The organism is Nonomuraea sp. NPDC049625 (genome assembly GCF_040675285.1).
Lineage (GTDB): Bacteria > Actinomycetota > Actinomycetes > Streptosporangiales > Streptosporangiaceae > Nonomuraea > Nonomuraea angiospora_A.
In genome coordinates this window covers 369,993-384,353 of record NZ_JBFAOQ010000008.1, presented here as the reverse complement: position 1 = coordinate 384,353, position 14,361 = coordinate 369,993, and the positions used below count along the sequence as shown (strand labels likewise).

Genomic DNA, 14,361 nt, shown 5'->3' with positions numbered 1-14,361 from the left:
GGCTGTCCGGCGATATTTGCCGTATCGCCCCCATGAAGGAGCCCGCGATGACCATCACCGCAATCCCTGTCGTCTTCATCCACGGCCTCTGGTTGCACGCCGGCTCGTGGCAGCCATGGGCCGACCGGTTCGCCGCCCGCGGCTATGCGCCGCTCATGCCCGGCTGGCCCGGCGAACCCGGCACCGTCGAGGCGGCCCGCCGCGACCCGCTCGCCGTGGCCGGGCTCGGCATCGACGACGTCACCGGCCACTACGCGGCCATCATCCGTGACCTGCCGGAGGCGCCGGTGCTCGTCGGCCACTCGTTCGGCGGGCTGTTCGCGCAGAAGCTGCTCGGTCTCGGCCTCGGGCGCGCCGCCGTGGCCATCGACCCGGCGCCGGTCAAGGGGGTCAAGCCACTGCCGTTCGCCCAGCTACGCTCTGCCTTCCCGGTGCTCGGCAACCCGGCCAACCGGCGCCGCTCGGTGTCGCTGACCGCGGCCCAGTTCCGCTACGGCTTCGGGAACGCGATCAGCCGGAACGAGTCCGACGAACTGTTCGGCAGGTGGACCATCCCCTCACCGGGCCGCCCGCTCTTCGAGGCCGCGCTGGCGAACTTCACCCGCACGTCGCCGGCCGCGGTCGAGACCGGCAACGCCGCCCGGGGGCCGTTGCTGTTCATCTCCGGTCAGGAGGATCACACGGTGCCGGACGTGGTCACGCGTGCGGCGTACAAACTGTATGGCGACTCACCCGCGATCACCGACCTCAAGCAGTTCCCCGGGCGCGGGCACTCGCTCGTCGTGGACAGCGGGTGGCGGCGGGTCGCGGACTATGCCCTGGAATGGCTGGCCCGCCGCCCGATGGAGGTCGGCCGTTGATCGCGGTCGGCAATCTGATCGACGGTTCGGGGGTGGGAACAGGCATGGCGACGTCGTCGCCTCGTGACGCCGATGGCGAAGGACGGTCGTCCGCCTCCGGCGGAAACCTGCGGTTACAGATTCTCGGTCCGTTGCGGCTGTGGCGGGAGGGCGTCGAGCTGGCCACCGGGCCTCGGCAACAGTCCTACCTGCTCGCGCTGCTCCTCGCACGCGCGGGCAAGCCGATCAGCACGAGCGAGTTGATCGATCTGATCTGGGGTGATGACGTCCCGGCCACGGCCGTCAACATTCTCCAGAAGTACGTGGGCTCGCTCCGGCGGTTACTCGAACCGGCGTTGCCGGCTCGCACGAACGGCACGTACCTGGAGCGCCGCGCCAGCGGTTACCTGTTCGCGGGCGGCGCCGACATGCTGGACCTCCTCGCCTTCCGGGAGTTCGTCGAGGCGGCCAGAGTCAGCCTCGCGGAGCAGCGCCCCGATGTGGCGCTCGACTCTTACGTACGTGCGCTTGGGTACTGGCACGGGCCGGCGGGTGATGGGCTCTTCCACGGATCGACCGCGATGTCGATCTTCGCCGCACTGGACGGTGAGTTCTTCGACGCGTGTGCGGCGGCGGCCGAGCTCGCAGTGTCGCGGGGCCGGCCCGCGCGTGTGCTCCAGCCCCTGTACCTGGCCGCCGGGATGGCTCCGCTGCACGAAACCGTGCAAGCCGGGCTCGTCGCCGTCCTGGGCGCCGCCGGTCACCGGTCAGAGGCGCTGAAGGTCTTCCGGACGGTTCGCGCCCGGCTCGCCGGAGAGCTCGGCATCGGTCCCGGCCCGGCGCTGCTGGAGGCGTACCAGCGGGTACTGCGTCAGCCCCTGACCTCGGCCGGCGGGTACGACGCGCACGCGAGGACGGCGAGCATCACACTGCCGGGTACCGCGCCGAAGGAACGGGCCGCGCTCGCCGGCCGCGCCGAGGAGACGCACACCGAGCAGCGGCCGGCCCCCACCCTCGGGGAGCCGCCCACCGGCGGTCTGGTCGGCCGGGTGGAGGAGCTCGCGGTGCTGCGGCAGGCGGTGGAATCGGCACGTGCCGGAGGCACGGCGCTCGTCCTCGTCGAGGGTGAGCCGGGAGTGGGAAAGACCCGCCTGCTGGAGGAGATCAGCGCCGAGGCGGGCCGGCGCGGCGCGCTGGTCGTGTGGGGGCGCTGTCTCGAGGGAGACGGCGCGCCGTCGATGTGGCTGTGGGTGCAGGCCGTCGGCGCGGTCCTTGAGGAGTTGCCCGCTGCGGCGCGGGAGGAGTGGCGGTCGGGCGAGCTCGGCCGGCTCGTGGAGCCGCCGCCGGACAGCGGAGCCCGGTTCCGTCTGATCGAGCAGGCTATCGCCCTCGTCGGCCAGGTATCGGCGCTGCGGCCGGTGGTGCTTGTCGTCGATGACCTCCAGTGGGCCGACGTCGCCTCGCTGCAGCTGTTCGGGCAGCTGGCGGCCCGGCTACCGAGCGGCACGGTGGTCATCGGCGCGCTCCGCGACCGCGCGCCGATGCCGGTCGCGGAGCTGGCGCGGATGCTCGCCGCGGCGAGCCGGCTGCCTCGTCATCGCCGGGTCCGGCTCGGCCCGCTCGGACCGGCCGAGGTGGCGGAACTCGTCCGCCACGAGACCGGCCGGACGCCCGGGGCCGGCGTCGCTCGCGGCATCCACGCCCGTACCGCCGGTAACCCGTTCTTCGTACGGGAGCTGTCCCGGTTCCTTGCCGACAGCGGTGAGCTCACCGAGGATGCCGCGGCGCGGGCCGGAATCCCGTTCACCGTGCGGGATGTCGTGAAGGACCGGATGGCCGGCCTTGACGACGCTGCCCGAGAGGTGTTGCGGATCGCCGCTCTCATCGGCCGGGACGTCGACCTCGCTCTGCTCGCGCGCGCCGCCGGCTTTGACGTGCAGACCTGTCTCGACCGTCTCGAGCCGTTGCAGGACCTCGGCCTGCTCGAGCCCTTTCCCGGCGACCCGTTCTCGTTCCGCTTCCCGCACGACCTGGTCCGCGAGTCGGTCGTCAGGACCATGCCACAGCGGCACGCGCCTCGGCTGCATCTGCGCGTCGCGGACGCACTGGCGCCCGCCGCCCAGGACGACGAGCATGTCGCCGAGCGCCTCAGCCGTCACCTGTGGGCTGCCGGCCCCCTGGTGGAGTCGCGCCGGACCGCGGGTGCGCGAGGAGGAAATGTGGCCGGCAGAAGGGACGCCCGGCCGCTGATCGGGTTCAGCGGAGGGGTGATGTCAGGTCAACCTCGATCGCCGGCCTCGCGTAAAGGGCGACGGCAGTAGTAGACCAGAGCAGGCGGGAGATTGGCCCACACGGTCCGGCTGATGACCACCTCCTCGAATCGCGACTGCATGGAGCGCAGCAGGCGCCGGGCCGGTGGCGCCCATCGAGCATGCACGTAGGCAAACGTGGTGAACGCGCCGTGCGGCGACAGGCTCTCCACCACCGCGGACAACACGTCGCGTTGATGGTCCTCGGTGAACGCCGCCCAGGGAAGGCCGCTGACCACGACATCGGCCTGGTGCAGCCCACGCTGCGCCAGCTCCGTGACGAGGTCGGTCGCGTCCGCACGTACGACGTCGACCGCCGGATAGAGGGCGGCCAGCTGCTGCGCGAATCGTGGATTCACCTCGACCGCTATGTGCCGGCCGCGTCCGGCGAGGCGCCGCTGGATGGCCTCGGTGAACGAGCCGGTACCCGGGCCGAGCTCCACGACGACCGGGGAGCCGGTTCCGGGCACGGCCGCGGTGGCCACCCTGGCCAGTGCCGGGCCGCTCGGCGCGACCGCGCCGACCGTCAGAGGATCGCGTACGAACTCAAGGAAGAACGACATCGCGTCAATCCCGCTGGGACGGGCTGTGCCGGACCCGGCGGGACGGCGAGCAGACCGCCCAGATGTGCCACGCCAGTCCGACGCCCCAGACGCCCAGCGAGTACAAAGGCCAGAAGAAGTGTTTCGGGGTGAAGAGCCTCCACACCACGACCTGGGCCAGATTGACCACGACATAGGAAATGACGTGAGCCGCCAAGCCCCGCTTCATTTGCTGTGGACTTCTTCTCGTGCTCATTCCGACCAGCCGCCCCGTTTCCCATGCCGACCTTACGACGGTGCCAGGCTAGATCGGCCAACTTGACGACGACGGAACTGTCCGTGGATCTTTCATGCAGTACTCGTGAAGTGCCCGGCCCTACGCTGACCCGCGATCGAACCTGCCGAGAGAGGAGGCCGCCCGAATGAGATCCCTGTCCACAAGGGCCCATGCCGTCCCGGCGAGGGCAGCGCGACCACACGGAGGAACCACGTGAGCGACGGTGCGGCGCAGCGCGGTCCGGTCCTGGACGACGAGCAGTCCCGCCGGCTCGCCGAGTACGGCGAGGTGGAGCACGTCAAGGCCGGCCAGGTTCTGTACGCGTCCGGCGACGACTCCTACGACTTCTTCCTGCTCCTGACGGCGAGCGTGGACATCGTCCGGAACGCGACGGCGATCGAGCCGGAACGTCTGATCTACCACGGCGGCCCCGGCGACTACCTCGGCGAGCTCAATCTCCTGACCGGTCAGTACGTCTACCTGACCGCTCGAGTGGTGACCGCCGGGACACTCGTCCGGATCGGTGCGGCGATGTTGCGCCGGGTCCTCGCCGAGCAGGTCGACATCGCCGACCTGTTGCTTGAGGCGTTCCGGGAACGGCGCGAGTTCATCCGCTCGGTGGCCGGCAACGCCCTGGAGATCGTCGGCCGGCCGGACGCCGCCGAGACACTCGCGCTGCGCACCTATGTGACGCAGTTGCTCCTGCCGCATTCCTGGCTCGATGCGACCTCGGACTCCGGGCGCTCGCTGATGACGTCTGCCGAGCTCGCAGAGGACGAACTTCCGGCGGCGATTGCCGGCGGCTCGGTGCTGCGACGCGCGACGCCGGGAACGCTCGCGGAGGTGCTCGGCCTCACCTACCGGCCCGACGGACGTCCCGTTGATCTCGTCGTGGTGGGCGCGGGCCCGGCGGGCCTGGCCGCCGCCGTGTACGGGGCGTCCGAGGGCCTTGTCACCGTATTGCTGGATCGAAGCGGGCTCGGCGGCCAGGCCGCCAAGAGCGCCAGGATCGAGAACTACCTGGGCTTCCCGCACGGGGTCAGCGGCGCGGATCTCACCCGGCTGGCGATGGTCCAGGCGCTCAAGTTCGGCGTGCGGATCTACTCGCCCTGTGCGGCGGCGGGCCTCGATCTCTCCGATGATCGACGGCCGGCCGTCCTGCTGGAGGACGGCTCGCGCATCGAGTGCCGTGCGGTGATCGCCGCCACCGGGGCGCACTACCGGAGCCTCGACATCCCGCGATGGGCGACGTTCGAGAAGTCGGGCTGCATCCGGTACGCGGCGACCGACCTGGACGTCCGGGAGTACGAGAATCAGCCGGTGACGGTCGTCGGGGGCGCCAACTCGGCCGGGCAGGCAGCCCTGTCCCTTGCCGCCCGCGGCGCCACGGTGGATCTGATCATTCGCGGTGCCGATCTCGGGGCTCGGATGTCGTCCTACCTGGCCGACCGAATCCAGGCGCATTCCCGGATCAAGGTCCACGCCGCCAGCACGGTCCGCGAACTGGCGGGCGACGGCACTCTCGCGTCGATCGCCGTCGAGAGGTCCGGTGGACGCCGGGAGCGGCTGGCCTGCCGCGGCCTGTTCTGCTTCATCGGCGCTGACCCGGTGTCGGGCTGGCTGACCGGCGTGGCCAAGGACGACGACGGCTTCATCCTCACGGACAGCCGGCTGCCTGCCGGATCGTCCGGTACGCCCCTGCCGTTCCAGACGAGCGCATCCCGGGTCTTCGCGGTCGGCGACCTCCGCTCAGGCTCGACGAAACGAGTGGCCACCGCCGTGGGCGACGGTGCGAGCGCGGTCTCATCCGTCCACGCGGCGCTCGCGAGCGACTGACGGTCCAGCGCTGAGGTCCCGGCCGGGCGCGGCTGCGGCGGCCACCACCCGCCGGGCGGTTTCCTTTGTGGCGGGTTAATATCGGCTCGTGACGGTCCAAGATCGAAGCGCCTTCATCATCGGAGGCACGGGGCAGATCGGCCGGGCCACGGCCGCCCGGCTCGCCGCGGCCGGGTATGCGGTGACCCTTGGGCACCGCCGGCTCCGTCCGGACGACGCGGAGCTGGACGGGGTGGTGTCGGTCCAGGTCGACCGCGCCGACACCGAGGCGCTGCTCAAAGCCCTCGACGGCCACGATCTGGTCCTGGACACGGTCGCGTTCACCCCCTACCACGGTGCGCAGCTCGCCCAGTTGGCCGGCCGCGTCGGCTCGCTGGTGGTCATCTCGTCGGGAGCGGTCTACGAGGCTCCCGGCCTGCCGGTGCCGATCCCGGAGACGTGGCCGACGGTCGAGCGCGACGCCCACGACTATCCGGCGGGGAAGGCGGCGCTGGAGCGCTGCCTGCTGGCGACGCCCGGCCTGCCGGTCAGCATTCTGCGGACGGGCGTGCTGCACGGCCCGTACGGCAAATCGCTGGATCACTGGTCGTTCATCAAGCGGGCGCTGGACAAGCGGCCGCACGTCGTACTCGCCCAGGACGGGCGGAGCCGGTTCCCCACCACGGCGGTCGCGAACGTCGCCGAGCTGATCTATCTGTGCGGGCAGCACCCGGCGGCCCGGGTCCTCAACATCGCCGACGACCCGCTGACCGTCGCCGAGATCGGCGCCAGGATCTTCGCTGTCATGGGCCACGAGGCGGAGATCGTCACCTTCGCGGGCCCGTCGCGTCCGGACGGCCTGGGTTTCCATCCGTGGAATGTGCCGGAGCCGATCGTGTTCAGTATGGACAGAGCCCGTGCCGAGCTCGGATACCGCCCTGCCGTCTCCTACGACGACGCGCTGCGCCAGGACATCGAATGGGCCGCCCTCGCCGTGTCCGAGGCCGAGGCGGGCGGCGGAGGCTGGCAGGACGTCTTCCCCGATCTCGTCGATCGCCACGGCCCCGACGTCTGGTTCCCCTATGCGGCCGAGGACGCGTACGTCGCCGGCGCATAGGCGGCACTACCAGGCGACAGGCATCGCGTGCAGCCCGAAGAACGGGGCATCGTCGGCGAAGGACAACTCCTCGAACCCGGTCGCCAGGTGCAGCGTCGGTACCCGGGTCAGCAGCGTGCCGAAGGCGATCTGCAGCTCGGCGCGGGCGAGGTTGCGGCCGATGCACTGGTGTACCCCGTAGCCGAAGGCAACGTGGTGGTGGGCGGACCGGCGGATGTCGAACTCGTCGGGATCCTCGAACGCCCGCTCGTCACGATTGGCGGATGCGGCCAGCACCGTCAGGCGATCACCGGCGCGGATCCGCGCGGAGCCGATATCCATGTCGTCGGTCGCGATCCGGTCGAAGCTGACCCAGTCCTGCACCGAGTGGAAGCGCAGCAGCTCCTCGATCGCACCCGGCAGCAGGCTCGGGTCGTCGCGCAGCGCGGCAAGCTGCGCCGGGTGCCGCAGCAGCGTGAGTACGCCTAGCGAGATCGTGTTCGCAGGCGAGTCATAGCCCGCGAGCAGCAGGAGAAAACCGATGTTGATCAGCTCGTCCGTGGTCAGCTCACCGGTGGGCAGGTGCCTGGCGGCCAGCCGACGGATCATTCCGTTGTGCGGTTCACGCTCGGCGCTGCCGATAAGTTCTCGCAGATAACCGCGAACGTCCCTGGACGCCTGGGCCGCCACACTCGGATCCATACTCGTTACCGACAGCATCCGCAGCCGCGACTCGAAGAACTCGTGGTCGCCGGCCGGGATGCCGAACAACTCGCAGAGGACTCGCGACGGAACGCGGCGCGCGTACGAACCGACGAGGTCAGCGGGTGCCCCGGCCTCCAGCAACTCGTCGATCGCCGTATCGGCGATCCGCTGGAGGGCCGGCCGCATGGCGTCCATCGGACGGGCACCGAGCTCCGAGATCAGCAACCGCCGGAACCGGCTGTGTTCCGGTGGGTCCATGTCGACGAAGAAGCCGTCGTCGGGGCGATCGTCGTCGGGTCCGCGAGGCCGTTCGGGGCGTCCGGTGTTCGAGCTGATCCTCGGGTCACTGAGGATCTGCCGCGCCTCGGCGTGGCGGGTGACCGCCCAGACCGGTGCGCCGTTGGGCAGGGCGACTCGGACGACCGGCGCGGTGGCACGCATCCGCTGATACTCGTCCGGTGGTGCGAACGGGCAGGTCCGCTCCATGGGGAAGGTCGGCGTCGCGGTCATTTCCTGCTCGGATGTACTCATTGCGCTTCCCCGTTCGAGCCGGACGCCACCCTGGCGATGTGATCGGAAACGACGAGCCGACACCTTGGCCCGGCTCCGCGTACCCGCGCCGTGCCGCGACCTGTGCCATACCTACCTTTGCTGGGAGAATCATCGGATTGCCGACCACAGTGGCCGGAGCGCGGTCCTGCTTCTCGTGTGTTGGCAGATGCGTCTGTTCAGGTAGTGCCGATGCTAAATCGGGCGGTTCAAAATTGCTAGACATGGGCGCTCATACTGGAAGGTCCCGAAGATTCCCATGCGCCGCCTCGCCGTCCGGGTCGGCCGCGGTCACGGCCGTCTTCGCGTCCAGTTCCCAGCCTTTCGCGTACGCCGCGGCGAACTCTTCCCCACCCAGCGCGGCCTGACCCCGGCGGGTGAGCTCGCGGACCTGCGGATCGGTGTGGTCGTGCGCGCCCCGCAGCCGGGCGGCGACCCCGAGCAGCACGGCTGACTCGTGCTGCCGCCCGCGCGTCTCGGCGAGCGCGGCCGTGTTCACCGTCACCTGCGACAGGATCGGCAGTTCCCGGGTTGCCAGCGCGGCCGCGTACGCCTCCCGCAGCGCCTTGTCCGCGCCGGGCAGGTCACCCAGCGCCAGGCAGAGCGCGGCCCGTGCGCTGCCGACCAGGGTCCGGGCATGGTTCGCGGGGAACGCGGTGTCGCCGCGCAGACCCCGTTCGGCGTCATCGAGCAGGTCGCCCGCCCTGTCCAGGTCGCCGAGCCGCACCCGCAAACCGGCCTCCCGCGCGTCGACCAGGACCAGCATCTCCGCCGAGGACGCGTGCAGCGCACGCTCCCGGGCGGAGTCGATCATCGCCATCGCCCGGTCGGTGTCGCCGCGCCGCAGGTGCACGTCGATCCAGCGCAGGTCGCTGTAGAGCTGGTCGCCGAGGCTGAGCGAGCCGAACTCGCCCGCCAGCGTCCGGGACTCGAGCAGGTCGGCCAGCGCGCCGTCGAGGTCGTCGTACCGTCGCAGCTGGGCGCGCATCGCCAGCGTGGCGGCCTGGCCCCAGCGGTCGCCGGCCTGCCGGAAGCGGGCCAGGGCCGCCTTCACGTGGACACGCTTCCGGTCGAGCGCGCCCGCGTTCTCGGCGATCTCGGCCTGGAACATGTGGGCCAGCCCGGACAGCCACACGTCGTCGCCGTCGGCCAGGCGCTGGAAGATCGCGAGCGCGGCCTGCTCCTCCTGCAGGAAGAGCAGGATCGGGCCGAACACGCGGTAGTGGCTCGGCAGCTCCGGATGCGCGAGCAGCCGGTCGGCCAGCTCGCGCATCTCCGCCCGGTCGTCCGCGGCTTCCCCGGCGGTGATCCCCGACAGGATGTCCGCCCGATTGAGCAGGTAGACGGCTCGGGCGCAGTCGCGCTCGGGCGTCGGCCCGCCGCCGGGCACCGCCAGGGCCTCGCCCAGCCAGTAGGCGGCGTCGAGGTGGCGGCCGAACATCTGCCAGTACCAGGTCAGGGGCAGGGCGAGGGCGGTCGCGCCGGGGGAGTCGCGGGTGGCGCACAGGTGGCGCAGAGCGGCGAGCGTGTTGTCGTACTCGGCGCTGATGACCTTCATGGCAGTCAGCTGGCCGGGCCCGCGCAGCTGAGGGTCGTGGCGGGCCATCAGCTCGGTGAAGTGTGCGGCGGCCAGGCCACGGGCCGTGCCGAGGTCGCCGGTGTCGGTCAGGCGGTCGGCGCCGTACTCGCGGATGGTTTCGAGCATCCGGTAGCGGCCGGTGCCGGGCGCGAGCTGCAGCAGTGACCGGTCGACGAGGGTGGCGAGCAGTTCGGGGATTTCGGCGGTGGGTACGGCGGTGCCGGCGCAGACGGCGGTGGCCGAGGCGGGTGTGACGCCGCCGGCCAGGATGGAGATCCGTTCCGCGACGGTGCGTTCGTGCTCGTTGAGCAGCTCCCAGCTCCAGGCGATGACCGCGCGCAGGGTGCGATGCCGGGGTGGTGCGGTACGGCTGCCGGTGGTGAGCAGCCGGAACCGGTCGGAGAGCCCGTCGGCCAGGTCGCGCAGGGACAGCGTCCGCAACCGGGCGGCGGCCAGCTCGAGGGCCAGCGGCATGCCGTCCAGGCCGTGCACCACGCGCATTATGTCCGGCAGCGTGATCTCGTCGACGTCGAAACCGGGTCGCACGGCGGCGGCCCGCTCGGTGAACAGGCGCACCGAGGCCGCTCTCCGGGCCTGTTCGACGCTGTCGTCCGGGTCGGGGAGCGCGAGCGGGGCCAGCGGGACGAGCGCCTCGCCGTCGACCGCGAGGGGTTCGCGGCTGGTGGCGAGCACGCGCAGCCCGGGGCAGCGGGGGAGTAGCGCCGCGACCAGGTGGGCCACGGCGTCGATCAGGTGCTCACAGTTGTCGACCAGCAGCAGGCTCTCCCGGCCGCCGAGCTCGCCGACGAGGACGTCCAGCTCGTTACCCTCGACTCGCTTGCGGGTGTCGAGCATCGCGCCGCCCCGCAGCCCGGTCCCGGCGAGCACGGCCGTGGCGATCTTCGCCGGCTCGGTGACGGACGCGAGGTCGATAAGCCAGGCGCCGTCGCGGTATTCGTGGCGGTGGCGGCGGGCGGCCTCCAGCGCGAGCCGGGTCTTCCCGGCGCCGCCGGGGCCGAGGACGGTGACCAGGCGTCCGGTGGTGAGCAGGGCGGCGACGCGGGTGAGATCGTCGTCGCGGCCGATGAAGCTGGTCAGCGGCGCGGGCAGGTTGGTCGGCCGGATCGGGTCGGGTTCGGTGGCCGCCTGCGACACGGTTACAACTGCGGGGCTCCTGGCCGGAGCACCGCCAGCCGAGGCGTCTGGCGCCTGGACGGGCCGGTCGGGGCGCAGCAGGCGCAGGTGGCGCTCCCGCAGGGCGGTGCCCGGGTCGGCGCCGAGGACGCCGGCCAGGGTCTGGCGGACCCGCTCGTAGACGGCCAGCGCCTCGGCCTGACGCCCCTGAGCGGCGAGCGCGTCCATCAGCAGCGCGGCCGCCCGCTCATGGACCGTGTGCTCGGCCAGCAACCCGGTCAGCCGGGCAGCGGCCACCTCGGCCCGCCCCAGCGACAACTCGGCGTCGGCGAGGTCGGCGACCGCCTCGATCGACACACGTGCCAGCCGTGTCGCGACCGTGGGCGCGACCGCGGCGATGACCGCGGGTTCGGCGCCAGGATGGTCGCCCCACAACGCCACGGCCTCGGCGAGCGCGGCGCCTGCGGCCTCCGGGTCACCTGCCCGCAGCCTCTCCCTGCCGGCAGCGGTGAGCTGTTCGAAGCGCAGCGCGTCCACGTCGGCCGCGTCCACCGCCAGCCGGTAGCCGCCCGCGACCTGCACGACCACGCCACGGGCCGCGTCGGCCGGGGTGAGGGCGCGGCGCAGCCGGGAGACGAGGGTCTGCAGGGCGGGGGCGGGGCCGGACGGCGGCTCCTCGGCCCAGATCGCGTCGACCAGCACGCCCGGCTCGACCCTCCGGCCGCCGGCGAGCGCCAGCCGTACGAGCAGGCCCTGCAACCGCGCGCCCGGCACGGGCAGGACGGCGTCACCGCGAGACACCTGAAACGCGCCGAGCAGCGTGACGCGAAGCCGTGCAACCCCGTCCATTCCCCAATCTTCGCGCGCTCCACCGCAAGACCCCAAAGCAGGGCCGCCGTGTGAGCGCCGTGTTTGTCCCGTGTCAGAGACCCGCCCCAGTCTTCGACATGCCGTACCACCATCACGAACAACGGAGGCAACAGATGACCATGACGAACGACGCCGGCAGCTGGGTCCGGAGCTGGGGCGCCTCGCCCCAGGCGGCCCACGACGGGCTCGGCTCGCTCGACGACCACCCGCCCCTCGCCGACGTGACCCTGCGCCAGGTGGTGCGCATCAGCGGCGGCGGGCGCCGGGTGCGCGTCCGCTTCACCAACGAGTTCGGGACCGCGCCCTTCACCATCGGCGCGGCGCAGGTGGGCCTCGCGGTGCCCGGCGGCGGGGTGCGGCCGGGCAGCGAGCGCGTGCTGACCTTCTCCGGCGCGTCGGCCGTCACCGTCCCGGCGGGGGCGCCGATCCTCAGCGATCCGGTCGACCTGCCCCTGCCCGCCCTCGCCAAGCTGTCCATCAGCCTCTACCTCCCCGGGCGCGTGGAGACCTGCACCTGCCACGACCCCGCCCTGGAGACCGGCTGGACGATCCCTGGCGACGCCGTCGCCGCCCCGACCCTGCCGGAGAACGCCGAGGTCCTGCCGGTGCGGGCCCTGATCTCCGCCGTCGAGCTGCTCCCCGACGCCCCGGCCAAGGCCATCGTCGTGGTGGGCGACTCCCGCACCGACGGCGCCGGCTCGACCCCGGACACCAACCACAGCTGGCCGGAGCTGCTGGCCGAGCGTCTCGCCGAGCGGGGCGCGGCCGCCGGCTACGTCTCCAACCAGGGCATCAGCGGCAACCGGATGCTCAACGACGGCATCGGCGCCGCCGCTCTGGCCCGCTTCGACCGTGACGTGCTGGCGACGCCCGGCCTCGGCTACGTGGTGCTCTCCGTGGGCGGCAATGACCTCGGCATCTCCTTCGCCCCACAGGACGGTCCGCTGGCGGATTTCCTGAAGATGTTCCCTGGCGCGCCGGTGACGACGGACGACGTCATCGCGGGCTACCGGCAGCTGATCGCCCGGGCGCGCGAACGCGGCGTGAGGGTCTACGCCACCACGATCCCGCCCTACGAGGGTGCGGAGATCTACACGCCGGCGGGCGAGAGCGCGCGCCAGACGGTCAACGAATGGATCCGCACCGGCGGCGCCTTCGACGCCGTGCTGGACTTCGACGCCGTCTGGCGCGACCCGGGCCGCCCCAGCCGGATCAGGGCGGACTTCCACGCCGGTGACCATCTGCACGGCAACGACGCGGGCTACCGGGCCCTGGCCGACTCCATAGACCTGTCGCTGTTCAGTTGAGTCAGCCGGCCGGCCGCTGAGAATGCCATGGGCGCATGACCTCGCGCGCTGGGCGGCAGATCCTGACGAGTACCAGCGAGCAGGGGAGTCGGACGTGCTGCCCGTCGGGGGGTGGCTGTATCGATCTCGGCAGGATCCCGGAGCCCTCTGAGACCGCGGTCCGCCGTACCGGGGCAGCGCCGTGGCGGAAGCCGGCGACGGGTCCTGCCGCGGGGGCGCGCCCCACCGTGGCGAGGGCCGGCGGTCCGAGAGGGCTCAAGCGGGCCCACGCCAAGGTCAGCGGCGGCCGAAGCCGCCGCTGACCACGATGCGGCTCCGCGCGGTCCGAGATGTCAGATCTGCCGGCGAAGCCACTCCAGGCCCTCTTCGGCGTGGTTGACAATGGTGAAGTGGCTGTCGCCCGCGCAGAGCCGCAGCTCGGCGGTCGGGCAATGGGCCGCCAGCCATGACCCGTGAGCGGCGGGGATGATCCGGTCCGCGGTGCCGTGCAGGAGCAGGACGGGGGCGCTGATGGTGCCGGGATCACAGCCCCAGGCAAGGGTGTAGGAGACGTCGTCGTCGATCTGGCCGTACGGTCCGGCGGCGAGAGCCGGTTCGCCGACCTTACCCAGCCACCCCCACGGCCCCTCGAACAAGGCCAGATCGGCCGCGGTGAACTGGCAATCGTAGGCGAAGCCCGACGCCTGCAGCGCCGCCCTCACTTCGCGGCCCGCCGCCGCCGTCCCCAGCGCGGCCACGCCGGACGGGACCATCCCGGCGAACCAGTCCAGTCCATCCGCGCCGTACGGGGCGATGCCGGCCAGACTCAGCACCCCCTGGACGCGATCACCCAGAACCGCCGCGCATCCCAGAGCATAAGACCCGCCGCCGGAGTACCCCGCGACGGCGAACCGATCGATGCCGAGCGCGTCCGCGACGGTTGCCGCGTCAGCGGCGACCGACGCGATGGTGCGCCCCGGTGCGACGCTGGAGCCACCGTAGCCCGGCCGGTCGAACGACACCCAGCGCAACCCCAGCCTGTCGGCCGCGGCGAAGAGCGGCTCCGGAGGCGCCCCCACGTTGGGCGTACCGTGATGCCACAGAACAGGCAGCCGCCCGCTCCCCTTCGAAGCGGTGTCGTAGACGTGCAGCGTGCGGCCCGCACCCACCTGGACGTCCAGCTCGATCATCTCATCCTCCTGTCCGCGGTCAACGCTCGCCGCCCTCCCTCAGCCCTGCGGGCGGTAGTACGGAAGGACACCCAGGATGATCGGATTGACCATCAGGTTCGCGCGCAACAAGGTACCGCCCGGGTGTGCTGATCTGTGCGAGTGCGTCCACCGAGATCGGCGCGATGGAC

10 protein-coding genes are annotated in these 14,361 nt (G+C 71.8%); 5 read left to right on the top strand and 5 right to left on the bottom strand.

Annotated features, from left to right (window positions below; all coding sequences use genetic code 11):
- Positions 1 to 47 precede the first annotated feature (47 nt).
- A complete protein-coding gene (locus AB0J87_RS33740) occupies positions 48 to 860 on the top strand; it encodes an alpha/beta fold hydrolase (RefSeq protein ID WP_363971700.1) in 813 nt (270 codons plus the stop codon).
- A 131-nt stretch (positions 861 to 991) separates the two neighbouring features.
- Positions 992 to 3,160, top strand: coding sequence for an AAA family ATPase (locus AB0J87_RS33735; RefSeq protein WP_363971698.1), 2,169 nt, complete (start codon positions 992 to 994; stop codon positions 3,158 to 3,160).
- On the opposite strand, the gene AB0J87_RS33730 is transcribed toward AB0J87_RS33735, so the two are convergent.
- Together AB0J87_RS33730 and AB0J87_RS33725 are read right to left on the bottom strand one after the other, a co-directional pair.
- Positions 3,118 to 3,711, bottom strand: coding sequence for a methyltransferase domain-containing protein (locus AB0J87_RS33730; protein ID WP_363971696.1), 594 nt, complete (start codon positions 3,709 to 3,711; stop codon positions 3,118 to 3,120). The genes AB0J87_RS33735 and AB0J87_RS33730 overlap by 43 nt on opposite strands.
- A 4-nt stretch (positions 3,712 to 3,715) precedes the next feature.
- A complete protein-coding gene (locus AB0J87_RS33725; RefSeq protein ID WP_363971694.1) occupies positions 3,716 to 3,919 on the bottom strand; it encodes a 2TM domain-containing protein in 204 nt (67 codons plus the stop codon).
- A gap of 261 nt (positions 3,920 to 4,180) precedes the next feature.
- Here AB0J87_RS33725 and AB0J87_RS33720 point away from each other — a divergent pair, with 261 nt between their 5' ends.
- Both AB0J87_RS33720 and AB0J87_RS33715 read left to right on the top strand, forming a co-directional pair.
- Positions 4,181 to 5,803 carry an FAD-dependent oxidoreductase gene (locus tag AB0J87_RS33720; protein ID WP_363971692.1) on the top strand — a complete coding sequence of 541 codons (1,623 nt, stop codon included), beginning with the start codon at positions 4,181 to 4,183 and terminating at the stop codon, positions 5,801 to 5,803.
- An 88-nt stretch (positions 5,804 to 5,891) separates the two neighbouring features.
- Positions 5,892 to 6,899 (top strand): NAD-dependent epimerase/dehydratase family protein, encoded by a 1,008-nt coding sequence (locus tag AB0J87_RS33715; protein WP_363971690.1) that lies wholly within the window; start codon positions 5,892 to 5,894, stop codon positions 6,897 to 6,899.
- Between the two features lie 6 nt (positions 6,900 to 6,905).
- On the opposite strand, the gene AB0J87_RS33710 is transcribed toward AB0J87_RS33715, so the two are convergent.
- Both AB0J87_RS33710 and AB0J87_RS33705 read right to left on the bottom strand, forming a co-directional pair.
- Positions 6,906 to 8,114: a cytochrome P450 gene (locus tag AB0J87_RS33710; protein ID WP_363971688.1), complete on the bottom strand. Its 1,209-nt coding sequence runs from the start codon at positions 8,112 to 8,114 to the stop codon at positions 6,906 to 6,908.
- Positions 8,115 to 8,364: 250 nt separating this feature from the next.
- Positions 8,365 to 11,694, bottom strand: a complete 3,330-nt coding sequence (locus tag AB0J87_RS33705; RefSeq protein WP_363971686.1) for a BTAD domain-containing putative transcriptional regulator — start codon at positions 11,692 to 11,694, stop codon at positions 8,365 to 8,367.
- A gap of 134 nt (positions 11,695 to 11,828) precedes the next feature.
- Here AB0J87_RS33705 and AB0J87_RS33700 point away from each other — a divergent pair, with 134 nt between their 5' ends.
- A complete protein-coding gene (locus AB0J87_RS33700) occupies positions 11,829 to 13,022 on the top strand; it encodes an SGNH/GDSL hydrolase family protein (protein WP_363971684.1) in 1,194 nt (397 codons plus the stop codon).
- A 332-nt stretch (positions 13,023 to 13,354) separates the two neighbouring features.
- Here the strand turns inward: AB0J87_RS33700 and AB0J87_RS33695 are convergent, their stop codons facing one another.
- Positions 13,355 to 14,191 carry an alpha/beta hydrolase gene (locus AB0J87_RS33695; RefSeq protein ID WP_363971682.1) on the bottom strand — a complete coding sequence of 279 codons (837 nt, stop codon included), beginning with the start codon at positions 14,189 to 14,191 and terminating at the stop codon, positions 13,355 to 13,357.
- Between the last annotated feature and the right edge of the window lie 170 nt (positions 14,192 to 14,361).

What these genes read in the sequence shown, in the direction of transcription:
- AB0J87_RS33740 (WP_363971700.1), top strand. Translation starts at nt 48, where the DNA reads ATGACCATCACCGCAATCCCTGTCGTCTTCATCCACGGCCTCTGGTTG.
- AB0J87_RS33730 (WP_363971696.1), bottom strand. Translation starts at nt 3,711, where the DNA reads ATGTCGTTCTTCCTTGAGTTCGTACGCGATCCTCTGACGGTCGGCGCG.
- AB0J87_RS33725 (WP_363971694.1), bottom strand. Translation starts at nt 3,919, where the DNA reads ATGAAGCGGGGCTTGGCGGCTCACGTCATTTCCTATGTCGTGGTCAAT.
- AB0J87_RS33710 (WP_363971688.1), bottom strand. Translation starts at nt 8,114, where the DNA reads ATGAGTACATCCGAGCAGGAAATGACCGCGACGCCGACCTTCCCCATG.
- AB0J87_RS33705 (WP_363971686.1), bottom strand. Translation starts at nt 11,694, where the DNA reads ATGGACGGGGTTGCACGGCTTCGCGTCACGCTGCTCGGCGCGTTTCAG.
- AB0J87_RS33700 (WP_363971684.1), top strand. Translation starts at nt 11,829, where the DNA reads ATGACCATGACGAACGACGCCGGCAGCTGGGTCCGGAGCTGGGGCGCC.
- AB0J87_RS33695 (WP_363971682.1), bottom strand. Translation starts at nt 14,191, where the DNA reads ATGATCGAGCTGGACGTCCAGGTGGGTGCGGGCCGCACGCTGCACGTC.